The organism is Chitinophaga agri (genome assembly GCF_010093065.1).
GTDB classification, from domain to species: domain Bacteria; phylum Bacteroidota; class Bacteroidia; order Chitinophagales; family Chitinophagaceae; genus Chitinophaga; species Chitinophaga agri.
The window spans coordinates 7,270,320-7,295,329 of sequence record NZ_CP048113.1 but is presented as its reverse complement, the minus strand read 5'-3'; the positions used below and the strand labels follow the sequence as shown (position 1 = coordinate 7,295,329).

10 protein-coding genes are annotated in these 25,010 nt (G+C 47.4%); 1 reads left to right on the top strand and 9 read right to left on the bottom strand.

The features are described from left to right. Positions 1-25 precede the first annotated feature (25 nt). The 5 genes from GWR21_RS28725 to GWR21_RS28705 all read right to left on the bottom strand — a co-directional run bounded on the left by GWR21_RS28725 (position 26) and on the right by GWR21_RS28705 (position 8,708). Positions 26-3,196 (bottom strand): efflux RND transporter permease subunit, encoded by a 3,171-nt coding sequence (locus GWR21_RS28725; RefSeq protein ID WP_162335139.1) that lies wholly within the window; start codon positions 3,194-3,196, stop codon positions 26-28. A gap of 102 nt (positions 3,197-3,298) precedes the next feature. Continuing rightward, a complete protein-coding gene (locus GWR21_RS28720) occupies positions 3,299-4,477 on the bottom strand; it encodes an efflux RND transporter periplasmic adaptor subunit (RefSeq protein WP_162335138.1) in 1,179 nt (392 codons plus the stop codon). A gap of 330 nt (positions 4,478-4,807) precedes the next feature. Continuing rightward, positions 4,808-5,689, bottom strand: a complete 882-nt coding sequence (locus GWR21_RS28715) for a helix-turn-helix domain-containing protein (protein ID WP_162335137.1) — start codon at positions 5,687-5,689, stop codon at positions 4,808-4,810. Positions 5,690-5,966: 277 nt separating this feature from the next. After that, positions 5,967-6,407 carry a MarR family winged helix-turn-helix transcriptional regulator gene (locus tag GWR21_RS28710; RefSeq protein ID WP_162335136.1) on the bottom strand — a complete coding sequence of 147 codons (441 nt, stop codon included), beginning with the start codon at positions 6,405-6,407 and terminating at the stop codon, positions 5,967-5,969. Between the two features lie 183 nt (positions 6,408-6,590). Then, complete coding sequence (locus GWR21_RS28705; protein WP_162335135.1) at positions 6,591-8,708, bottom strand: endonuclease MutS2; 2,118 nt, start codon at positions 8,706-8,708, stop codon at positions 6,591-6,593. A 233-nt stretch (positions 8,709-8,941) separates the two neighbouring features. Between GWR21_RS28705 and msrA the strand changes: the two genes are divergently transcribed. Next, positions 8,942-9,559, top strand: a complete 618-nt coding sequence (msrA, locus tag GWR21_RS28700) for a peptide-methionine (S)-S-oxide reductase MsrA (RefSeq protein WP_317165762.1) — start codon at positions 8,942-8,944, stop codon at positions 9,557-9,559. A 177-nt stretch (positions 9,560-9,736) separates the two neighbouring features. Here the strand turns inward: msrA and GWR21_RS28695 are convergent, their stop codons facing one another. From GWR21_RS28695 to GWR21_RS28680, 4 genes are read right to left on the bottom strand one after another with little or no spacing between them, the layout of a single operon-like run. Continuing rightward, a complete protein-coding gene (locus GWR21_RS28695; RefSeq protein ID WP_162335134.1) occupies positions 9,737-10,219 on the bottom strand; it encodes an SMI1/KNR4 family protein in 483 nt (160 codons plus the stop codon). Next, the gene (locus tag GWR21_RS28690) at positions 10,219-16,314 is read right to left on the bottom strand and encodes a deaminase domain-containing protein (protein ID WP_238430068.1); all 6,096 of its coding nucleotides are present in this window, start codon (positions 16,312-16,314) and stop codon (positions 10,219-10,221) included. Before GWR21_RS28690 ends, GWR21_RS28695 begins: the two co-directional genes overlap by 1 nt. Before the next feature lie 20 nt (positions 16,315-16,334). Then, positions 16,335-18,128, bottom strand: coding sequence for a hypothetical protein (locus tag GWR21_RS28685; RefSeq protein ID WP_162335132.1), 1,794 nt, complete (start codon positions 18,126-18,128; stop codon positions 16,335-16,337). Positions 18,129-18,141: 13 nt separating this feature from the next. Next, entirely contained in the window at positions 18,142-25,008 is a 6,867-nt protein-coding gene (locus GWR21_RS28680) for a SprB repeat-containing protein (protein ID WP_162335131.1), read from the bottom strand. Positions 25,009-25,010: the final 2 nt, after the last annotated feature.

The window sequence follows — 25,010 nt, the reverse complement described above, 5'->3', positions numbered from 1 at the left end:
CTTTATACTTTAAATTGATATACGCTTATACCGTTGCATCTCCTGCTGTATCATGCTGAGCGGTCTTCAGTGGCTTACCACTGATCTTCTCCTGCAGATACTGGAAGATGATGAACAACACCGGTATAGCGAAGATGCCCAGTATGACGCCCGTGAGCATACCACCGGCGGCACCTGTACTGATAGAACGGTTACCCAGGGCAGAAGAACCTGTCGCACGCATCAGTGGCGTCAGACCTGCCACGAATGCAAAGGAGGTCATCAGGATCGGACGGAGACGTAAACGGGATGCTTCGAGCGCAGCCGCCAGGAGTCCCATACCATTACGACGGCGTTGTACCGCATACTCCACGATCAGGATAGCGTTCTTGGCCAGCAGCCCTATCAGCATGATCAGCCCTACCTGCACATAGATGTTGTTATCAATACCAAACAGGTTGATGAAAACAAATACACCGAAGATACCCAGCGGAATAGAAAGGATCACTGACAATGGCAGGATGTAACTTTCGTACTGTGCTGCCAGCAGGAAGTATACAAACACAAGACACAGGAGGAAGATCACACCCGCCTGTCCGCCAGCCGCAATTTCTTCTTTCGTCATACCTACCCATTCATAAGAGTAACCTCTTGGCAGGTATTGCTGCGCCACTTCTTCTACAGCCTTGATCGCATCACCGGAGCTGTAACCAGGTTTCGGCTGACCGTTAATAGTTACTGCGTTAAAGAGATTATTGCGGGTGACCGTTTCAGGACCGTATACTCTTTCAAGCTTTACAACAGCATTCACAGGCACCATTTCACCTTTATTGTTCTTTACATAGATCTCGTTCAGAGATGCAGGTTCCGCGCGGGAAGGTGCTTCTGCCTGTACGATCACACGGTAGTATTTTCCGAAGCGGTTGAAATCGGAAGCAAAGGAACTACCATAATATACCTGCATGGTCTGCAGGATATCAGATACGGATAAACCCAGCTGTTTTGCTTTAGTCTCATCGATCTCCAGGTTAAACTGTGGGTTACCGGCGTTGAAAGTGGTGAATGCAAACGCAATCTCTTTGCGCTTCATCAGTTCTCCGATAAAGCCATACGCTGTATTGGCCAGTTTATCGAGCGGGCCACCGGTACGGTCCTGCAGGATCACCTCAAAGCCATCCACGTTACTGAAACCGGGCACAGTAGGCATGTTGAACATAAAGATGCTGGCTTCCTTGATATCGGCCAGTTTAGCCTGCATCATACCCATTACATCCTTGAGGTCTTTCATCTGACCACGGTCCTCATGCTTCTTCAGCTTCACGAAACCAACAGCATATGCGGAACTGTTAGAGTTGGTAAGGATGTTGAACCCGGAAACGCTCAGGTAACTGTTCACTGATTCCAGTGCCTTCATTTCCTTCTCTACCTTATTTACCACTTCCTGGGTACGCTGCAGGGAAGATCCCGGCGGCATAGTCACGGAGTATACCACGAAGCCGTTATCTTCCGTAGGAATGAATCCTGTTGGTGTTCTTTTCACCAGCCATACCGTCACCCCGATGACAACAGCCAGTGCAGTCAGCGCAATCCATTTACGTCTTACCAGGAAACGGATACTGTTGATGTATTTATTGGTCACTGTTTCAAAACCAGCGTTGAATGCAGTGAAGAAACGTTTACCAAAGCCTTTGGTATAAGCGGCGCCATGGGCGTCCTGGCTATGGTTGTTCTTCAGCAGCAGGGCACATAACGCCGGACTTAACGTCAATGCGTTCAATGCGGAGATCAGGATCGCTATAGCCAGTGTGAAGGCGAACTGCCGGTAGAATACACCTGCGGGTCCCTGCATGAAGCCCACCGGAATGAACACGGCCGCCATGACGAGGGTGATGGAAATGATAGCCCCTGATATTTCCTGCATACTCGTGATCGTCGCTACCCGCGGAGACATGTTGATCGTCTCCATCTTCGAGTGTACCGCCTCGACGACGACGATCGCGTCATCCACGACGATACCAATGGCCAGTACGAGCGCGAACAGGGTCAGCAGGTTGATCGTAAAACCAAACAGCTGCATAAAGAAGAATGTACCGATGATCGCGACAGGTACAGCGATAGCAGGTATCAGTGTGGAACGGAAGTCCTGCAGGAAGATGAACACCACTATAAATACAAGAATGAATGCCTCTATCAGGGTATGTTTCACCTGGTCAATAGATTCATCCAGGTATTCTTTGGTGCTGTAGATGTTAAAGTAATCTACCCCTTTAGGGAACAGGCCAGCAGCTTTTTTCATCAGCTCATTTACCTGGCTCTGTATCTCGTTCGCATTGGAACCGGCGGTCTGATAGATCGCTATACCAATACCATATTTCCCATTTACGTGTGTATCACTGCTATAGGTGAATGAGCCAAACTCTACACGGGCGACATCTTTCAGGCGTAGTAAGGAACCATCTTCATTTGCCTTCAGCACAATGTCTTCATACTGTGCATTCTGATTACGCTTTCCCTTGTACTTGATCACATACTCGAATGCTTCCTTACTGCTTTCGCCAAAGCGTCCGGGAGCGGCTTCCAGGTTCTGTTCACGAATCGCGTTGAGCACATCCTGCGGAGCGAGGTTATTCGCAGCAAGACGGTCGGGGCGTAACCAGATACGCATGGAGTAATCTTTTGCACCGAATACCATGGCCTGTCCTACGCCGGTTACACGTTGTATTTCCGGGATGATATTGATCTTGGAATAGTTCTGAAGGAACTTCTCATCATACTCCGCATTGTCACTGATCAGGTTCACCACCATGATCATACTGTTCTGCTGTTTCTGTGTAGTGATACCCGCGTTCACGACTTCTACCGGCAGCAGACTGGTTGCCTTGGCAACACGGTTCTGTACGTTTACAGCAGCGAGATCGGGGTCAGTACCCAGTTTGAAGTATACGGTGAGCGTCATGGAGCCGTCGTTATTGGAGGTAGAGGTCATGTAGGTCATGTTCTCCACACCATTCACGGCTTCTTCGATCGGCGTGGCGACTGAACGGGCCACTACTTCCGCATTCGCACCAGGGTAAGAGGCTATTACCGCCACACTGGGAGGTGCGATATCGGGGAACTGTGTAACAGGCAGCGTGGCGAGAGACAATAATCCCAGCAGCACCAGGATAATAGACACCACCGTTGCCAGTACCGGTCTTTCTATGAATTTTCTTAACATAATTTGCTTGCGTTAGTTGTTTGTCAGTATGCAGGGGCATAGTATCCTACTCAGTCTTTGCAGACTGTCACATCGGATATTGCATTACATACGAGTAGTCAGTTAGAGAGGTCTGATCTTCAGCAGACTATCCATTGATATCGGTTGTGGCTGGATCACCATACCGTCACGCAGGCGGTCTAATCCGGTATACACAACAGCTTCACCGGCCGTCACACCTTTCTCCACGAAATAGTAAGCGCCATTCTTACCAGCGACGGTGATCGGCTTGCTGGCTACTTTATTACTGTCGCCAACAGTGAAGACAAAGACTTTATCCTGCAGTTCGAAAGTAGCTTCCTGAGGTATCACCAGTGCAGCAGCAAAGGATTCGGAGAGCTTTACCTTACCGGTATTACCGGAGCGCAGCAGGCCGTCCGGATTAGGGAATACAGCGCGGAAACTTACAGCTCCCATTGTCTTATCAAACTGACCTTCCATCGTTTCGATACGGCCTTTCTCAGCGTAAATGGAATTGTCGGGAAGCACGAGTTCAACCGGTGGTAACTGTTTTACTTTTTCAGCGATCGTATTGCCTTTGAACTTATCCTTAAATTGCAGGAAATCAATTTCACTCATAGAGAAGTAGGCATAGATCTCATTCACATCAGAAAGGATGGTGAGTGGCTGTACTTCACTCCGACCTACGAGGCTACCGGTCTTGTAAGGAATGCGACCGATATAACCGCTGACAGGTGCTGTGATCAGTGTGTAACCAACATTGATCTGTGCATTGCTGACCATGGCTCTTGCCTGTGCCACATTGGCTTTAGCAGCCTGTAACGCAGCCTGGGCAGTTTTCAGCTGGATATCAGATACAACGTTATTGTCTACGAGCGGGGTCAGTCTGGATACTTCCAGTGCCGCTTTTTCTTCGTTTGCCTGCGCAGCCATCAGACTGGCAGATGCGTTACTTAACTGTTCGCGGTAAGGACGGTCATTGATGCGGAACAGTGATTGTCCTGCTTTCACATAAGCACCTTCATCCACAAAGATCTTGTCGAGATATCCATCCACCTGTGCACGGATCTCTACATTCACTTTTCCTTCCAGTGCAGCATTATATTGACGGTGAGTAGAAGCGGGAACAGCGGCTGCCTTAAATACAGGCAGTACAGTCGGAGGCGGCGTCCCATCCGGCTTTGCGGAAGAGGAAGCACAACCTGATAATACTGCCAGCAGTATCAGGCTATAGAGAAAGCCTACGGGCTTTTGTTTGTAAATCTGCATTAATTGGTTCATACGGTTTGTGTTTTCTTGATAATTGACAATAGCCGGTCACACTGCAATCCTATTGGCGATTTCAGATACATTGTGGAGCTATGGGCAAATCCTGCCTAGCCCTTTCCGCAGTTGATGGAAAGGAAAAAAGATAGTTGTTACGTAGCTGTTCGCACTACGAGGTAGATTTACTAATAATAGCTAATAAGAGAATTCAGTTCCTGATAATTAACAGGCGAGATTGTTATACTTCATGAGCGTTCGGTTTTAGTTGACGATTGCTAAAACGGTTTCTATTCATATACAAAAGTAGGACGTATAATAAAGAAAATCATTTAACTAATTACGGTATTAATTGTACTTTTCACGGATGCTTTTCTGAAAAGAGGCAGGTGTTGCACCGGTATGTTTCTTAAAGAAGCGGTTAAAATATCCATCATCTTCAAAGTTGAGCTGTCCTGCGATCTCTTTAATCGTGTGTTCACCCCAATACAATAAACGTTTTGCTTCTGTTATACGTTTTTCGTCTATGATCTGTTTGGCTGTCTTTCCCAAAGCCGATTTGATCGTATCGTTCAGGTGTCCCGGTGTGACAAACATCATGTCCGCATAATGGGCTACCTGTGTTTTATCCTTATAATGAATATCAGACAGTTCATTAAACTGCCGTACGATACGGTTAGGCAAAGTATCTGACTGAATAGCCGCAATATCCAGTTGTGGTAACCGTGCTGTAGCTGCCATCAGTGATTTCAGCTGACTGCGGATGATCATTTCACTCAGTGGCTGCGGATTATCCGTTTCCCGCAGCATCAGCCGTGCGAATGCCATTAATTCTTTCAGCTGACCATCAGTCAGCGGAACGATGGCTTTTTCAAATACACATGACCAGCAAACCATACCGCTGACACTTGTTTCGGGTAGCAGAAATTCCGGTGAGAAAGATATGTTCACTATTTCAGACAAGCTATCCCCACTATATCTATATATCTGATCAGGCATCAGCATAATCAGCGCCGGTGCTTTCACGACATATTTTTCGAAGTCTATATATTGTATGCTTTCACCGGATAGTAATATAGTAAGGCTGTAGTTAGAACGTCTATGAGGTTCGGATACATCTTCAGGTTGTACCAGGTATGTTGTACGGTCAATATGAAATCCCCTCACAGGGTTGTCAGGCCTGTTGACGTCGGCATAGTCGTAAACGGGTATCAATACATTATTCCTCATAATACTTGATTTGGTATTAATAATGGTCACTACAGCAAATAAGGGGATCAGGCAGATCTTTTGGATTGATCCGGACAGAAGCAGGCGGTAACAAGTAGTATTAACGTATAATGTTCGTTATGGTGGTACAAAAGTATACAATCCACCCACATTTCGTAATTATTCTTCTGATTTTAATTTATAGCTTGATAATTTAATCCCCGACAATACGCTCTACTTGTAACACTGTATTTATTTAGCCGGCTAAATAAATATTTTAGAAAAAGGAAAAACGACCCTATTCTTCCTCTTCGATATTCTCCAATACCTGCATTAATAATCTTCTGAGCAGGATCTTTTCCTCCATGCTCATGTTCCTGACCATCTGTTGTTCCAGCTTATTCCAGGTAGTATCTATGATCTGTGTAGCTGCTTCTGTTCCCTTTTCCGTCAGGCTTACCCTGACCACCCGCTGGTCGTTACAGCATTTCTCCTTGTTCAGAAAGCCGTTCTTTTCAAGCCTTTCGGCCATTCTTGTCACTGTGGCGGGTGTAACTTCCAGATTTTCCGTCAGCTCGTTCATCGTCATGGCACCGCCACACAACACCGTCGCCAGGAATTGTTCCTGACCGGCGTGGAGGTTATAGGCAGCCAGCAGCTGGTTACCCTTGTTCCTGTGTACCTTACTGATCTGCTGAAGCAGATGACTGATGGTACTACACATTAACGGTCTGTTCATGGAACGAAGATAAGAAAAGTTTTATTTATTTAGCCGGCTAAATAAATAACCGGGACTGGGGGAATGAGGAATTTCCAATATTTATAGCGTTATGCCTAAATAAAAGACGCTCCCGACCAATAGCCAGGAGCGCCCTTCGTATAACCAGGAAAACTTTTAGCAGCATGAATTCCTGATTCCTGATTAATTCTTCACTTCTTCCTTCGGCCTTTCCTTCACCAGTACCAGGTCAGACATGGCCACGTTCATAGGAATATTACCGAGTTTCACAATACCGCGTTTATCACGTATCTCCATCAGTTTTCCTACCTGACCGTTACTTCTGATCTTCACCTGGTCGCCCAGTTTAAGGTCAGAACCTATCACTTCCTGGTATTTATCCTGGATCTTCTTTTCGAAGCGTTCGTTCACCTGCTTCTGGCGTTTATGGAACAGCAGGGCTTCTGCCTGCTTGAGCACCTTCTGCTTATCTTCTGAGCGTTTCCACTCAAATACGATCTGCTTCATTTTGCGCTCCATGTCCTTCAGGTACTGCAGGTCATCTTCCTTGATCTGGTTCTGTAGTTTGAGGGTGGTGAACTGCTGGCTTTTCCTTTCCTTATCAGAAAGGATCTCATATTCGCGTTTCAGCCGTTCATTTTCCTTCAATAGCTTCTGGAGTTCCTTTTCCTTGGCTTCTATCTTCTGAAGGTCCTGTTCGGCCTTATTCAGCAGTTTATCCAGCTGGAAATGTCCCTCATCTACCAGGTTTTTGGCGCGGGCGATCAGTGCCGGCTGTAAGCCGATACGCTGGGCGATCGAGAACGTATAGGAACTACCTGGTTTACCTACGATCAGTTTATACATCGGCGCAAGGTTCTCCTCATCAAAGCCCATCGCGCCATTGATGATACCCCGTACTTTATTGGCCATCACTTTCAGATTGAGGTAATGCGTCGTTACAATACCGAAGGCATGTTTCTTCGCCATTTCCTCCATGATCACTTCGGCAAAAGCACCACCCAGATTCGGGTCAGAACCACTTCCCAGTTCGTCAATAAAGAACATCGTCTTACCGTTGGCATTCTCCATGAAGTACTTCATATTCTTCAGGTGAGAGCTATAGGTACTCAGCTCAAACTCGAGGGACTGGGTATCCCCTATGTGGATCATCAGCTGCCGGAAAATGCCCATCTGGGAACTCGGATGCACCGGCACCAGCAGGCCTGCCTGCAGCATCAGCTGGATCAGCCCAACCGTTTTCATGGTGACTGTCTTACCACCGGCATTGGGGCCACTGATCACCAGGATGTGGTTGTCTTTATTAAGGTTTAGATTAACCGGAATGGTCGGCTTCTGATTACGGCGGTTATAAAGCAACAGGAGTGGATGATAGGCATTCACCAGGTTAGCTTCCGCATGCGGCGTGAGCATAGGATAGTTTCCATCCATGTCGAGCGCCAGCTTGGCTTTTGCCCTGATAAAGTCATAGAAACCCAGGATCTCATGGTAGTTGTTCAGCAGATGTGCATGCTGACTGAGACTATGCGTGAGCGTACGCAGTATTTTGTACACTTCCTTGTTCTCCTCCCGTTCCAGGGCTCCCACGTCATTATTGAGCTCTATCGTCTCTTCCGGCTCTATGTAGGTAGTACGGCGGGTGTCAGATTCACCATGCTGTATACCTTTCACCATACGTTTATTCTCCGCATAGATAGCCACTACCCTCCTGCCGTTCAGGAAGGCTTCTTCCGTGTCTGCCAGGTAACCCAGTTTGCTGAGCTTACTAAGTACACGGTCAAAAGCACGGCGTAATTCTGTTCTTTTGCGGAAGAGGTTCATACGGATCTTCGCCAGCTCGGGGGTGGCGTTATCGCGCACTTCCCCATGCTCATCAAGTATTTCATCAATGAGCGCGGTGATCTTTTTCTCATAATGGGTATGAGAAATAACGCTGAATAGCCCGGAATACGTAACGCGTCTGTCATGGTCAAAAAAGCGCACGATACTGTGCATACTTTCTGCCAGCTTGCGCAGCTGCATGATCTGATCCTCGGCCAGTACAGCCCCCTGGATGCCCAGCATGCGCAGCTCATTTTTCAGGTTCAGTACGTAGTCGTTGGGAAAGTGTTCCTGCAGCAAAGTCAGCTGCTTGTATTCATGGGCCTGTTGCAGCGCCGTTTTTACATAATCAATATGGGTGTGCAAACGCAGATCATCTGCCATTTGTTTACCCAACTCCGTTTTACAATGCTCTTTTAGTAAAGCCTGTACCTTGTCGAACTCCAGCTGTACGAGTGCTGAATCGGGAAAATATTTCATCTTACTTATCCATACAAAGCCTGTAAACCCTTTGTTTACAGACGGTTAAAATTGGCTTATGCCGTTCCGTCGTGCCCACGGTGCGGCAAAAGAATGTTAAAGTTACTTAACTTGTTGATCTAATACATCAATCTTGTCGTAATTTAACCTGCTGAGGGTATCTGCTCCCTGGACCGCAAATGCCACTTTCAACAATTTAAATCATGCGAAGATACTTATTCTTAGTCTGTTTAATGGCACTTACTCTTGGCGCCTGCAAACAGAACGGAAAATCAGACGATAAAGTACCAGAAGATATGGAAGTCAGCAACAATGTAAAAACGGAGAAAGCCACTTTCGGTGGCGGATGTTTCTGGTGTACCGAGGCGCAGTTTCAGTACCTGGATGGTGTAACAAAGGTAGAATCAGGTTACGCAGGTGGTACTGTCGCCGATCCCACCTATGATGAGGTAGGTACAGGCACTACCGGTCACGCAGAAGTGATCCAGGTGACCTATGACCCGGAGAAGATCTCTTACGAAGAACTGTTACAGGCATTCTGGCAAAGCCATGACCCCACACAACTGAACCGCCAGGGGAACGATGTCGGTACCCAATACCGGTCTGTGATCTTCTATCACAATGAAAATCAACACCAGTTAGCGGAACACTATAAAAAAAAGCTGCAGGAATCCGGCGCTTATGACAAACCCGTAGTGACGGAAATTGCTCCAATGACAGATTTTTATAAGGCGGAAGACTACCACCAGGACTATTATAGTCAAAATGGCTCACAGCCGTATTGCCACTTTGTGATCAAGCCGAAACTGGAGAAATTCAAGAAAGCATTTAAAGACAAGCTAAAGAATTAGGAAGGGGGAATTGCAGCGGAGACCAGCGGGTATTGATTATCAGTAAGGTTATCGGAATAATATGAAAATAGGCGCTTCACAGGAGGCGCCTATTTTCATATTGTAAATTTATTACGAGGATGTACGTCAGCTGGCGCCCGCTCTGAAGTGGCCGCCCGCTTTTCATAAGGGACCTTACTAACTGTTTTTCGACTCCTGTTCTTTCATCCACAAATACCCCTCATACCAGGGCATCATTTTGATATACGCAGAGAAGTGGTCAGCCATCCTCTCTGGTTCATCGGTATCAAAACTATATTGGTACACAGGTGGGTCATCTCCTTCATCCAGTCTGAAATAACAAATGGTGGTCGTCTCCAGGTCACAACTAAACACAAATATGCTGTCATCAAAGTTTACGCCGATATCTTCCTCCCCTATCATCTTGATGGCAGCGTCTCTCATTTTCTGATAATCAGGATAGTTGAATGTATGTTCTGTAATATTGAACGCACGACGCTTTCCCAACAGCAGATAAAGCTCCCGGTATGCCCGGGGGAACTTCAGATGCAATGAACGTTCGATCTCATCTACTTCCTCCTCTGTACAGGTCTGTTGGTGCATGCTGTCCTGCGCATATCCAAGTAAATAATTAAGGTATAAAAATGCCGACTGTTCCATTATCGCTGATATTTTCCTTCGTAAACAATAATTTTTATATCAAATTCCTTTTCAAACTGAGCAATCACATACATGCAGGAAGGGCAGACTGGCCGCTCCGTGTACAAAACTAACCGTTTAATATCTGCTTTATTTATTTTTTTATCCTTGTCTGCTGTTGTGAGCAGCTCCCGCAGGTATTCGAAGAACTTAGACTCAGAGTCCTGCACGCGGTTTTTGCCTACTATGAACTGATTGTAATTCGAAGACTTCTTTTCAACCCGTTTGATCGTACCAGGCTCACTGTATCTGCCAGGATTTATCAGACCACTATGCGCTATTTCCGTGATCTCCGTACCATCTGTCATCTGACGGCTTACCACCAATACATTCTGATCAGCGTTGATACTTTTACAGAAAGCCCTGCCCGCATCTACCTTCGCCCATCCTCTCGCATCGAGTCCCGCATTCCGGAATACAGCTGTATTAAGAACTGCATTTGAGAAAAAGCCCTTTTCAATATCCCACGTACCATGCATGTACTCCGTCATCTGTTGTCTAAGCTCTGCATACGCCTTATATGCCGCTAAATCAGGTGAGGAACCCATCAGGGTAATACATTTATTGACGGTCGTATTCATGATCTCAAATAGTTTGGGATCTTCTGCACATGCTGCCAGGAGGGCCTCCCTAGAGGTAGAGAATGTCTTCATATTCTTCACTGGCATGGCGATGTCGGGCAATTCATTGGCAATCACATCCAGCAATCTTGCATTCTTATTATATGCATCCACAAAGTCAGGATTCTTGGTCAGCTTCAATGCCAGTTCACTTCCTATACCAAATTTGTTTTTGAAGGCTGTGACCAGTTGAGCGGTTGCCACTGCCCTGGCCGACCTGGTGCCCAACTCGACGACGCGATCGCCTGGTTTAACAGCTGCCTGCTTACCCACCGGCACTACAGTGGTCTTATCTATATTACCACCGGCGTCTATGTATCTAAAACTGTTTTCCGCCTCGATCACACCATTCTCATATACCCTTACCGCTCCATCGTTAGCTACTACAGAACGTTTCAGTTTACGGCTCAGATTTTGTGCCGTCTCTATATCCACGCATGACAGTAATACGAGCTGCTGGTCTGCCGGGAAAAGCTTCGGATTGGATTCAATCCAGTTTGCCAGTGAACGATGGGTTAATATTCTTTCTTCACCATTGTGCATTATTTTGAACATATCGCCATCGGCAGCATGAACGGCTATATAAATATTACCATCAGCGCCATGCGTATTCAACCAGGATAATACATCCTTCACATCTTTATCCTCGGCTATTGTCACCGCCCTTCTTCCAATCTGAGAAGCATCTTCAGTAAAGTCGGAAAGATGAGCCGCTGTGGACAATTGTTCCCTGACCTGTCGCAATGCTTCCAGTTCTTTTGCCTCTTTGGCCGTCAGACCGCTCTTACCATACCTGGTGTTAATGACCTGATCGAGGTCTTTTACCACATTATCGATCTTTGGTATCGCGAGTGCCATATTGGGCAAAGACGAAACGAAGCAGGCAATCTGCAGAGATGACCTCAGCTTAGGTGAAAGCACATCATCATCCAGCAGCTGTAGTGCTATACCAGCAGTAGAACCCATTATATCCAGCGCAACAATAGACTTCCTGATGTAGTTACCGGCACTTAATAAAACTTTCGCTTCTCCGATACCCAATACCATAGTACCTACATCAAATGCGAGCCAGGCTGTCTTCTCCGCTACTTCGCCTGTGTTGACAGATGCCATCAGTCCCACCTGGATGGCCGGGATATTCAGTATAGTACCTTTTGCAAAGCGCTGATCCTTATTCTGCAGCTTCATAGTGAAACTACCTGAAACCTCTACTGATACGATATCATTATAATTATACAGCTTGCCATCGATGCTGATCTTGTTACCTTCCGGGAACTCCACACTTGCATTGTTAAACTGCAGCATATCAGATTCCAGCTTGGCCACTTTTGGCGTATCGATCAAACCGGCCTTTTCTTCTATCAGCACATCATAATGCCCCGTAGCTGTTATCATGTTACTGAAGGCCATCATGGCGGGTACTTTGATAGCGGCAGGCATCCAGAACCTGACAAATGAATTGTAAGTAGCACTAAACCCTGCGTGGCTCTCAATGTATTCCAGTAACGCTACGCGCTGATCCCCTTTGAAACTGGTCAGTAATTTCAGATAAAGCTGGTCATCGTTTGTATAATCAACGATATCATTGCTGAAGGTAGCAGTTAAGATCTCAAGACCCAGCGCCCTTTTATCTACATTGACGGATTGAAGATGTAAAGCAGGTTCTTTTTCTACCCTGGAAAACACGTCATAGGAACTCGCACGGTTAGTAAGTGTATCCCAGAAATTATTATCAGCTACCGTTGCCGTATTTTCAATGAAATCGAGAAACGCCGTATAGAACTTCCTGTAGAAACGTTCTCTATCACCCGTATAGGCTGCTTTAACTGCCGCACTATCTTTCAGTATTTTACCCCATGGATAGAATTCCGGCGGTCGTTTGTAATAGCTGCCTCCTCTCCCGCTATGCTTATATTCTAACTCCACAGGCTGTTCCCAGTTACCTACAGCAGCATCCTTGTCTACAAGCTCAGGATCGGTTATCTTTTCCAGCTGCGTAAAGCGGGCAAAATACTCCGGATACACCTGTCTCATCTGAGCTACCTTATCCAGCCAGAGATATTCCGGCCCTCCACAATGCTCCTTCATCATTCTCACCGTATTATCGTTCAGACAATGCAGGCACCTATCACTTACCGCTGCATCTGTCGCCTGACTGATATATATAGGAGAATATTCCGGCGCCATCAGTTTATTGACAGCAAATGGCCTGAACTGCTGGGCAAAATCAAAAAATTTCAGTTTGGGCTCTCCTCCTTTATACAACCGCATCTCATTACGCGTGAACTTATACAGTCTCATCTTGCCCTCACAATGCAATGGGTAGATGAATCCTTCCACGCCATTTTCAGTCGCTGACTGTACAAAATCCTTTTGCGTGGACGTATTGTAATAGAAGCCCCTGTTGTCGTCGTATTTATAACGCTGCATCGCTGTACCGGTATCGGCCATCAGCTCAAAACTTCTCACGGCGCCTACTGTCATGTAAGGGGCGAATTTCAATACGTCGTCTGTCACAGCGACTGCTCCATACTGGAATTCTACCTTACCGAGTTGCTTCCACGGAACAGCGGCTACTGTTCCTGCCGGCGTAAGGAATGAAACGGTAACACCGTCTCTGTTCAGAAATGCCTCACTGATCTTCTCTCCGAAGAAGTTTTCACTATCTCCATCATCCTCAAAAATACCCCATACACTACCCGGATCATGCAGAATATCCCACTGGTATTTCATCAGGGAGTAACCGCCATTATAATCCATCAGGTTATCTGTCGTACGCTTCTCCAGCCCGATACTTTCACTGAATGTATGCTCCAGGGTATAATCACCATGTCCTACCTCATGCAACACGGTACGTACCACAGCTTCCTGTGAAGCACTGGCGGTAAAGATGAAGCCGAACTGGCTCTTACGTGGCATCTTACCTAACAGATCTCCATCTGTCAGCGCCACCTCATTGACAACGAACAGATAGACTTCATCGTCGGAGATCTTCGCGGCTTTCCTATAGGCTTTCTTCAGTGCCTTTTCCTCTCCAGTGAAGTTGTTGCTCAGGAATCCGCTTCCTTTATCCTGCAATACACCATCTTTATTTGTATCCCAGTCTTTATTATTACGGAATGTATCATCAGTTCTCACCGTATAGGTCATCCCGATCTTACCATATACTTCCTGGAGTTTATTCCGGATCGCTTCATCATACACCGGTGTTCCGCTGCCGATCGGTACGAGTACAACGGTCTTTTGTTTCGGCGTATAACTTACCACTAACAACTTACCAAGACTGCTGTAGCCTTTTTCACCCGGATAAGCAGCATACACTTCCTGGGCATCACCTCCTGGTCCACCTGTTACTTTCACAGAGAAGCTGCCATTACCCAGGTCTTTTGACGCTAGTACAATACCTTTTCCCGTTACGAATTTCAGCTTGCTGGCGGTAATCTCTCCCGTGGATTTCAGGGTGGCTGTTATCTCTTCCTGTACACCTGGTATAATTGCCTTTGCACTTACGCGGTACTTACCTTCTGCGAGCGATTCATATTTACTTTCCAGTGCTGATCTGCCTGTATAAACATCTTTCCAGGTATCAAATCCATAGACGTTACCGGCTGTGGCACCGAAGGTGACGGTACCTTTACTCAAATCGAGCTTTTTCAGCGCTTCCAGCACTGCTGGTGTAAAGGAACTATCCCGTTTACCTGCAGATGTTACCTTGCCATTTTTATCGATGTTATACAAGTTCCCAGCAGCATCCTCCAGTATGAGCGGCAGGGTCTTATGTTTATCCTTGTAGTTGATGACTTCCTCCTTACCGGTTTCACTGTCTTTCAGGGTTATTGTGCCATCCTCCGTATTCACTTTAATATTTGCTGGAGAAAAGATCTTTAGTCTGGTGGTAATATCAGGAATGATATCGCCTGTTACTACCTTACCAACATCATTACCCCCATGTTGCTGGTCCAGCTTATCCTGCACAAACTTGTCAATACCCTCGGTCACGGCCCGCATTTCACCTGCTGTCACCGCCATATCCGTATTGACAGTGATATCTTTAAATTCCATCTGCAGGCCAATACCAAAACCCAGGGTAATAACACGGCCTTTACCCGTGAACTTACCATTGCTGCCTTGTACTTCAGTAAGTATGACGTCATAGTTACCCACACGCAATATGCTACCGACGTTTGCGCTCACCAGCGGCTCCTTGTTTGCAGGCAGTACCGATAACGCAGGGTCTCCACACACGAAAGGCCTGACTGAATCTGTCTTCAGGGCCACAACATCACTGTAAGGTCCGTATACGCCCGCTATTTTCCATTGTATCCGTCCTTCATAGGCACGACCAGGTTCCAGTCCGTTAGCGGAATAGGCGGTATCTCTTGCCATCTCCGCCGTTTGCCAGTCAAACTCCGTATTACCTGTTTTCGCTGCGCGGTATTGTAAACGATAGGCCTCTACCTCGTAGGCATCATCTGCCAGCGGCCAACCGAAGCGCAGGCTACGTTGACCGGTTGTGCGCCCTGTCAGTTCCGGTTTAGGAACATTCCTTTGTGTGAAAGGGTTGTTACCAAGGTAATTAAATGTACAGCTGAGGCTTAATCCATTGTTAGAGAACATGTCCCTGCCGCTCTTATCACGGGCCTGCACTGTCCATACGTATTGCATACTATCCCTCAGCTGTGGTTCACCGGGGCCATAGACGATCGTATTTGTTTCTGTTATAAGGGTGTAGATCGGTTTTGCACTTCTGACTATATAATCAGGATTGCTCCCTGCCGGCCTTACCTCATAAAGGGAGAAAATATATTCTGTTCCACTTCCCGGCAAAGGATTTGGTGAGTTACGGCTACTCCAGTTGAACGTCAGGAATTGCGGGTCCAGCTTTTCCACACGGCTGTTACAGATAGGCAGATTCAGTAACGGCGGATCACTCTTCCGGAAGAAGAAAACATTCGCGCCAATATTGCTGACCTGTACCTGTGGACGGCGATAATCATATGCGGTAAAAGAGATACGGTAAGCGCCCTCAGGCAGTGACCGGTTCTTCTCATATATTTCCCGGCTAAATCCACCACTAAACTCAATATTAGCAGGGTTAAGATAATCAACCAGGTCGATACCCCCGATGATGGTAGGAATACCCGGACTTAACGTCAGCGGCTTAGGTACAAATGCCGGTGAAGACCGCATGATCACACTACCATTCTGCTCTACCGTCATCTGTAGTCTGATGTCGTAGCTCGGCAGCGTGAGATCATTCTGTACGAGTATGACACGTAACTTGTCACTACCCGGTACGGCATAGTCAGGAAGATATACGCTATACGGCGGTATGATCTGGGTACTGGCTGTCACAGGGTATTGCTGGGCATCAGCATGGTAGCTGCCGGCTATCATTAACAGCAGGCAAAAGAGATAACGGTATATACGGGACATTTTCAATGTGGGATATGTCATTAGAACGAATAGGTATAATTGAGGGTGCTGGTAAGTTCATTGTAGCCACGCTGATTGACGGTAGCACCGCGGAGTACCCATGAAACATTGGCCCCTATGGTATGGGTCTGTTTATTGAACAGCTTTTTCCTGCCTTCAGTATCTGTTGTGGTCTCTGACTGTTTGCTTTTAGGACTGTAATTGATATTGAGTCCGGTATTGAACAACGTGCTGTTTGTACGTATGGCCTGTCCCTCTCCTACAGTGCTTGTTGCCTCAGTGACATTATAAACGGCGGATACGCCTGTCCTCAGGGTCTTTTCAAGGAACTGTTTGTTGATATTGACACCGGGACCAATAAAAGTAGTGCTCAACCCGGCGGCAGCGTTCTTATAATAGTTCACCGATGCACTCATTGTAAGATCCTTTGGCGGCAAACTATACGCATAGCTTAGATTAGACGTAAAGAACTTACTCAGCGCAGGGCCTGTACTATCATTACTGCTACGGTCACTGGCGTATTGGTAGGAAGTATTAAAAGTGATCGCCTGCTGCCGGTCCTTATCACCGGTATGATACATGACCATCCCGTTGTAAGTATTATTTACCTGATAGAAGTCAAGCGTATCTAACGGGTTGTTGAAATAAGGGTCTGTCTGTGGTCTGATGCGGGTGTAATTACTGAAATTGGAATACCCGCCGTTCAATACCCAGTGTTGTCCGGCCGTAATATTTGCATTTACGTTAGCAACCCATCTTTTTGCATCGGTGCTTTTACTGTTATCCAGGTTATTCACCTGCATCCCGGCATTGGCAGAGAGATTCACCATGCCGTTAAAAAGCTTGAAACTGGGAGCAACGGTGATGTTACGCATGTCATTGACTACGTTATATGCACCCAATGTGATAAAATCGGGTGCCACGCGTTCGTATCGCAACTGTACCGTATAAAAGCTGCCGGTATATCCCAGTCCCGCCTGTATCGCATCGAAATAGCGGGTATTATTGGTAGGTGAGAGAAAATGACTTAGCAGATTGGATGTTCCTCTGCTGCTGTCGAATGCGTTCTTCTCACCCCGCACGTCTCTGTTCAGTGCAGACACAGAATATTCCAGATCTACGAAGACGCGTTGGATGATAGTCTGCCGTACATTAAAAGCTACCGCCAGATTCTCTCTGGGTGTGATCGTAGCGTCATCCGGAATATACGGCAATGACGAACCATCATCTTTAGCATGGAAGAGGGAAACACCATAGGTATTCCCGTTATCCTGATAGGCCACTTTTAGTCCCTGCCCCTTACGTTCAAATGAGGCCCTGCTATAACTTTCTGGCACCAGCACATCAAAAGGCACTGCTTTGAGCAGGGTACCATACATGGCTGAGATATGCCACTTGGGCGGCGTAAGTTCCAGCCCCACACCGTTGAACATATGTCCGGCCAGGGTATAGTTACTGAAATTCATACTTGTACTACCCACATACAGGCGCGCCCATTTATAACTGGGCGCAAACCTGAACTGATTGAAAGGCTGAGCATAATTTTTCCCCTGGTTGCTGTAACTAAATGAGAACGGTGCATCATAACCAAACAGGTTAATGTTAAGATTCCCGTTCAGGTACCAGGCGAAAGGATCGCGTCTGCTTTCAATACCATTGGCGGCGTAGCTGGTGGTACTGGCATTCAGCGACCCATTAATGGTCACGCCCTTTTTAGCACTGAACGCATCCAGGGCCTGACCTTGTACAACCGTAACATTGGCAAGCCATGTACTGGTCGTGATAAAAAACAACAGATAACGGTGCAATTTCATAGGTCAAGGGCATTTATCGGGAAATAATAAACCGGACATCCCTGCTTTCGCTTTCAGTGATGATCCGAAGGATGAATGTGCGGGTAGCGGTCCCACCGACAGAAAATTTATCGTCTATCTGTAGAGCCGGTGCGTACTGACGTTTGCCGGCAATGATACCATTCATGTCATATACATAGGCCACTACCTGCTGCTTACGGTTCAGTTTCACGGTGAAGCTGAAATTGCCATTATTAGGATTCGGAGACATCATCACGGTATCGATGACCCGCACGGGTACCGTATAACCAGGTCCTGCAAGCGGATCGTACGGACTGATCATCACTTCTTTCCTTTCCGAATAGATACACTCACCAAAGGTGCCGGTCATCTCTACCCAGTAGGTTCCTGGTGCTGCGAATTTTATCAGTGGCGTACCGTCAGGTTCATAGCCCAGGAATGTGGCGGCAGGAGAATAGCTCCAGCTTACATGATCAGGCGCAGGTACACTGATCTCTTTTAATACAAGTGTATCCAGTGCATTGCGGCGGGAAGCTACCAGGAAGTTAACGTCAGGCTTGACATTCCGCTTTTCGATGGCAAAATCCTGCGCTATCTCACAGCCATGCTGATCCTGTATCCTGATATTATACTGACCGGCTTCCATCTGTGTGAACGAACCGGCAGGCAGCCAGCTACTCTGGTTAAGAGAATATTTGTAAGGAGCAATACCGCCACTTACATAAGCGTCTATGCTTCCGTTCTGTCCATCGCAGACAGCAGGTGCATCCACTTCCAGCTGTAGCCTGGTTGGTTGCCCAACCTCATTGGTAAATGAACTGAAGCACCCCGCGCCATCAGTGATCTTCACCGTATAGGTGCCAGCAGGCAGGTCTTTCACGGTATGACCAGACAATCCGGCTACATTCCATTCGTAGGTATACTGGCCGTCCCCTCCCGTTGGCATCACTGCCAGTGACCCGTCGGCGAGACCATTACAGGTGACATCATCAATAGTCGCTGTTGCCGTGATAGGCGGGTACATCGCGTTGAGCTGTTCCGTCACATTCGCCATACAACCATTGACATCTTTTACCTGTAGTGCGTAGGTATTCGCAGGCAATGCAGCAAATACAGGCACCTGCTGCCAGCTACCACCATTCATTGCATACGTATAAGGTGCAGTACCGCCCCCGGCCTGTAGTCCGATCATTCCGGTAGGATTAGCCTCACAGGTCAGATCTTCCTTGCTGCTTACAGCAAGTGTTAACGCAGCAGCTGGCTGTTGTAAGACCACCTGGCGCACAAGTTCACATCCACGTCCATCACTTACTTTAATGCTATAGTTGCCTGCAGTGAGATTAGTGTAAGTATTAGCGGTCGCATATGCACTGTTATTGATGCTGTATTTATACCCATTATAACTACCACCGTTACCCCCCGTGGCTGCAAGACTGATACTGCCATCACTGCGGCCATAGCAGGAGATTTGCAGACCATTGTAATCAGTAGTCGTTACAGCAACGTCCAGGGCAGTTGAAGGCGCGGTGATGTGCTTCACCGCAGAAACAGCGGAGTAACAACCGGCAGCATCTTTTATACGAATCGTATAAGTACCCGCTCCCATCGGTGTAGTATTGTTGAAAGTATGATCGTAGTTACCACCATTCCATGCATATTCGCTGGTCAGGCTGCCAGTACCACCATGGGCCCGTACCTGTATCGTTCCTTTCTGTCCGTAACATACAATGTCATTTACAGTGATACTGTCAATTACAATCGGCGGATTCACCGGTACTATTTCTGTACTTAGCGTTTTCACACAACCGTTCTGATCCCTGACCATCACGGTATATGCGCCGGCTACCAATCCATTGAATGTTGCAGCAGACTGCCAGTTAAGGTTATCAATGCTATACTGTAAGCCTCCTGTGCCACCACTACCTGTTACGGTAATGCTACCTACGGGCAGAGAAGCACATGGTACCTGCTGTCTGCTCACCAGTGTCAGATTAATAGCGGTGGCTGGCGCTGTCAGTACAACATCTTTTGACAGGACACATCCCCTGGCATCTTTTACAGAGAAGGTATGTTTACCCGCATTGAGCTGTTTGAATAATGTGTCTGTTGTAAACATCCCACCATCGACTGCATAGGTATATCCGCTATATGACGCACCATTACCACCAGCTGCCGTGATAGCGGCGGTTCCGTTGTTACCACCCATGCACGAGATATTATACCCGTTGTAATTAGATAATGTGGTCGTGAAAGTGAGTGGCGATGCTGGTGCTGTAACCTTTAGGTTGTCGGTGTAGTTGGTCATACAACCTTGTCCGTCTGTGAGACGCAATTTATAGTTACCCGCGTCTAGCGCAGCACCAGTGGTGTAAGTCGATGCACTGTTCCAGTTATCTGTACTGAGGCTGAACGTATACATACCGTCACCACCGCTGGCACCAATATTAATACGTCCTTTCGTACCGTAACATACAATATCTGTTACGACCGCACTATCAATATGCAGCGCAGGGTACGTGTATACAATGGTGATATTGGTATCTATCGGACAACCATTTGCATCGGTAATATGAATATCATACCTGCCGGCGGACAACTGCTGTAAGGTCGTACCGGGCATTACTGTCCGGCCATTCACCGTGAGGCTGTAGCTACCTGCACCGCCCGTGATCACTGTGGTCAGCGTACCCGTCGCTGCGCCGTTACAGATAATATCCGTCTTGGTTAGAGCCACCTTCATATCAGATTGCACCAGCGTGACCGTTGTAGACGATTCACATCCTCTGGCGTCTTTTACACTGATAGTATAAGTACCGGCCCGGAGATGATCGAATACTGGTGAAGACTGATATGCACGTCCGCCGATACTATATTGATAGCCGGTATATTTGCCACCATTACCACCGGTCGCATTCACAGTAATAACGCCATTGCTACCTGCACAGGTCACATTGTATCCGTTATAGTCTGATAAAGAAACGGTAAAACTGAATGGGGATGCAGGCGCTGTGATCTGTAAGATATCCGGATAACTGGTGATACAACCCTGCCCATCAGTCAGCCGTAATGCATAATCACCGGGTGTCAGTACAGCTCCACTGGTATAATTGACCGCACTGTTCCAGTTATCCGTACTCAGACTAAAAGTATGTATACCATCTCCGCCGCTACCACCGAGATCAATACGACCGGTTGTACCATAACATACAATATCTTTTACCACAGCACTGTCGATTGTCAGTGCCGGATAGGTGTTAACGATCGTAATACTGGTATCCGTCGGACATCCGTTGGCATCTGTGATATGAATATTGTAAATTCCCGCCGGCAGCTGCTGCAACGTGGTTCCAGCAGTCACCGCTTGCCCGTTCACCGTGAGACTGTATGTAGTCGTCCCCCCTGTGACCTGAACAGTCAGGGTACCTGTCGCATCGCCATTACATGTAACGTCTGTTTTAGTCAGGTTCACCTGCATATCAGACTGTTTCAGTGTAGTTGTGACGGACGCTATACAACCTCTGCCATCTTTAACGCTGACGGTGTAGTCGCCTGGTCCCAGGTGATCGAATACGGGTGATGCCTGATAAGCAACTCCGTTAATACTGTATTGATAGCCAACATAGCTACCACCGTTACCACCGGTGGCCTGTACAGTAATGATACCATCTGCGGCATCCTTACAGGAAATATTAAATCCGTTGTGCTCAGATAAAATGGCCGTAAGGCGGAGTGGCGCAGCAGGCGCTGTGATCTCCAGGATATCAGGATAGTTGATAATACAACCCTGTCCGTCTGTAAGACGCAAGGCATAGCTGCCAGCAGTCAGTGCAGCACCGCTTGTGTAGCTGGTCGCACTGCTCCAGTTATCCGTACTCAGACTGAAGTGATGTACGCCATCGCCACCCGTAGCACCAATATCGATCCTGGCGGTATTATCATAACAGATGATCGCTGTTATAACAGCACTATCAATTGTCAGTGCCGGATAAGTGTTCACGAGTGTGATGCTGGTATCTACCGGACAAACATTTGCATCAGTGATATGGATGTCATATACACCCGCTGACAACTGTTCCAGGGTAGTACCCGCCGTTACTGCCTGGCTATTCACTGTAAGGTTATATGCACCAGCCCCACCGGTTATATCAACGGTGAGTTTGCCCGTAGCAGCACCGTTACAGGCAATGTCTGCTTTGGTAAGTGTCACCTCTTTCATATCGGGCTCGGTCAGGTTGATCGTCTTTGACACTTCACATCCCCTCCCATCTTTTACGCTGATCGTGTAGCTATTACCACCGAGCTGGTCGAATACAGGGGACGCCTGATATTTACCGCCGTTCAGGCTGTATTCATAACCGGAGAAAGCACCACCATTACCGCCGGTTGCATTGACTGTGATCCTGCCATCTGCCGCATTTTTACAGGAGATATTATAACCGTGATAATCAGATACCGTTGTGGAAAAATCGAGTGCAGCAGCGGGTAATGCGACGTTATAGACATCATCAGCCGGCGTGACACAACCATTCGCATCCGTTACCTGCAAATGGTAGGCGCCCGAAGTGGTCAGTTTAGTGGCAGCGGTGAATGGGGTGAAGGTTGTGCCGCCATTTGTAGACAGGGAATAGGTATATGCCCCTGTTCCGCCGGTAGCCGTCATGACAATATGCACACCATCAGCGAGACAGACGGCATCTGTAACGGTAATATCAGTGATCTTTAATGCTGTTACATCGTTGATCACCACTTCATCCGCCGTGACAGTACAACCGTTAGCCTTCGCATCTGTGATGACCACGCGGTAAGTACCTGCAGCCAGTGCGTCTATCTTTGTATCCGTTTCAAACCAGAAGCTATTCTCCATCCATACGCCGTTCTTCAGCTGCTGCCATTTATATCTGTAACTACCGGAACCTCCGTTTACCAGGGCCCGTACTGCTGCATCATCAAAGCCGTAGCAGCTGATACCGGCAGGTTGCAGCTGTATAGTGAGCTGTGACCGCTGGAATACACTGACAGGCTGAGCGACCAGATCATTACATCCGGACGCCTGGTTAGTCAGCTGTATAGTATAATCACCTGCAGGCAGATTTTCAAAAAGTCCGTCAGTACTGGTACGTGTACCTATCGTGCCACCAGACAAGGTATAAGTATATACACCGGTTCCACCCGAAGCAGTGAAACGGAGTTTACCATCACTACCTCCATAACAGCTTACGGAGTCACGGGAGGCGAGCACTAATGTCAGCGGCACAGGGGCATCCAGCGTCGTATTCCCAACCCATGGAGGACAACCAGCTACGTCGTTATTGTAAAATTGCACTGCATAGTTGCCACCTGTCAGTCCGGAAAAAGTATAACTTCTGTCTGGCACAACCCCGGATTGTTGCTGCAGCACACCACCTTTATACAGCTCATACCTGAATGAGGCGACCCCGCCTGCATTTGCCGTTACAGTAACAGCTCCATTACCAGGCACATTACAGGTAGGCTGCACAAGACTGATCGTACCGGTCATTTGAGGAGGCTGTGTCAGTTCAATTTCCTGGCTTGTCTGTACATCACTACACCTGTCGTTTCTGACGCGGAGTTTATATTTACCCGCTGGCAGATTATCCCATACCAGAGAGGCCCCATTACCAGCCTGTTCACCTGTATAGATCGTGTTATCACTACGTAATAAGGTAAAATAATATTGACCTGCCGGATCGCCACCGGTGGCAGTAGCACGCAGGCGGCCATCGTTTGCATTATAGCAGCTGATGTTCTTATGTTGCCCCTGATCTTCTGCGATAGCTACCGCCGGGAAGGAGCCGATAGTAAATGAATAGCTGGAAAAGCAGCTTCTCAGTTCCTCACCAGGATTCACGAACCAAAGCGTATAGGTGCCAGCAGCAAGACCGCTGTAAGCTATTTCTGTGGTGCTCACGGGCACTGCGCCCTCACTCTGCGCGATGCCATTACCACAATTGGATGTACCATCGGGGAAGCAGGGATTGGTTACATTACCAGGTCTGAGTATCCAGCGCATGGTCGGATTCGCACTCGTGACAGCACCCACGGGTACCCTGACAGCGCCATTGGACTCACCCGCACACGTCATTTTCGTCTCTATCCGACTGACATTCAGCGCTGGAGCGGGTGCCAGTATTTCTATAGGAGACGATGCAGCAGAATAAGCCGAATAGTACGTTTTATTACTATACACGGCTTTCACCTTGCTCTGAAAACGAACGTTTTTAGTACCACTGCGTATTTCGGGGATCTTTTGTGAAGGCACAAAGCTTAATCCATAAGTCCCGCCATAGGTAGAAACAGAATCTATCGGCTTCCATGCACTTGTACCTACGATATTGTATTCAAATACAACATATGATTTGACATACTGATCATCGAAGAGCGGCCAGTTGTTACCTGAGCTGATGTATACAGAACCATTGCCACATGCCGTAGCCGGTGAGGCGGACAACTTATTGGGCGCCACCATCCCGTACAGCCACCGTATACTGGCAGTACTGGAGTTACCCAGGTTATAATTGCTGTATGCCCCCACAAATGGCAGATCGTCGCGCTCGGAAGAGAAGTCGAATGGATAGGCAGAACTTGTATAAATACCTCCCACAGAAGACCCGGTTGAAGTTCTCAGTAAATAAGGAGGTGCCGCTTTTACTCCTGCGGCAGCTACCATTCCGGGTCCCAGAGGCGTACCTCCGAGCGCTTCATCCTGTCCGGTACCAGTATATTGAACATATATCATGGGCGAAGTGCTGCTACCTGAGGCATACTGGCCGAACAGCCAGGTGGAGCCAGACAAGCTCTGGCCATATGACTGCATGCATCCGGCGGCAATCAAAATAACAAGCCCTAACAGCCACTTCATAC

Coding starts and splice junctions, on each gene's coding strand:
- GWR21_RS28680 (WP_162335131.1), bottom strand. CDS start 25,008: ATGAAGTGGCTGTTAGGGCTTGTTATTTTGATTGCCGCCGGATGCATG.
- GWR21_RS28715 (WP_162335137.1), bottom strand. CDS start 5,689: ATGAGGAATAATGTATTGATACCCGTTTACGACTATGCCGACGTCAAC.
- GWR21_RS28710 (WP_162335136.1), bottom strand. CDS start 6,407: ATGAACAGACCGTTAATGTGTAGTACCATCAGTCATCTGCTTCAGCAG.
- GWR21_RS28695 (WP_162335134.1), bottom strand. CDS start 10,219: ATGGAACAGTCGGCATTTTTATACCTTAATTATTTACTTGGATATGCG.
- GWR21_RS28705 (WP_162335135.1), bottom strand. CDS start 8,708: ATGAAATATTTTCCCGATTCAGCACTCGTACAGCTGGAGTTCGACAAG.
- GWR21_RS28685 (WP_162335132.1), bottom strand. CDS start 18,128: ATGAAATTGCACCGTTATCTGTTGTTTTTTATCACGACCAGTACATGG.
- GWR21_RS28720 (WP_162335138.1), bottom strand. CDS start 4,477: ATGAACCAATTAATGCAGATTTACAAACAAAAGCCCGTAGGCTTTCTC.
- GWR21_RS28725 (WP_162335139.1), bottom strand. CDS start 3,196: ATGTTAAGAAAATTCATAGAAAGACCGGTACTGGCAACGGTGGTGTCT.
- msrA (WP_317165762.1), top strand. CDS start 8,942: ATGGCACTTACTCTTGGCGCCTGCAAACAGAACGGAAAATCAGACGAT.
- GWR21_RS28690 (WP_238430068.1), bottom strand. CDS start 16,314: ATGTCCCGTATATACCGTTATCTCTTTTGCCTGCTGTTAATGATAGCC.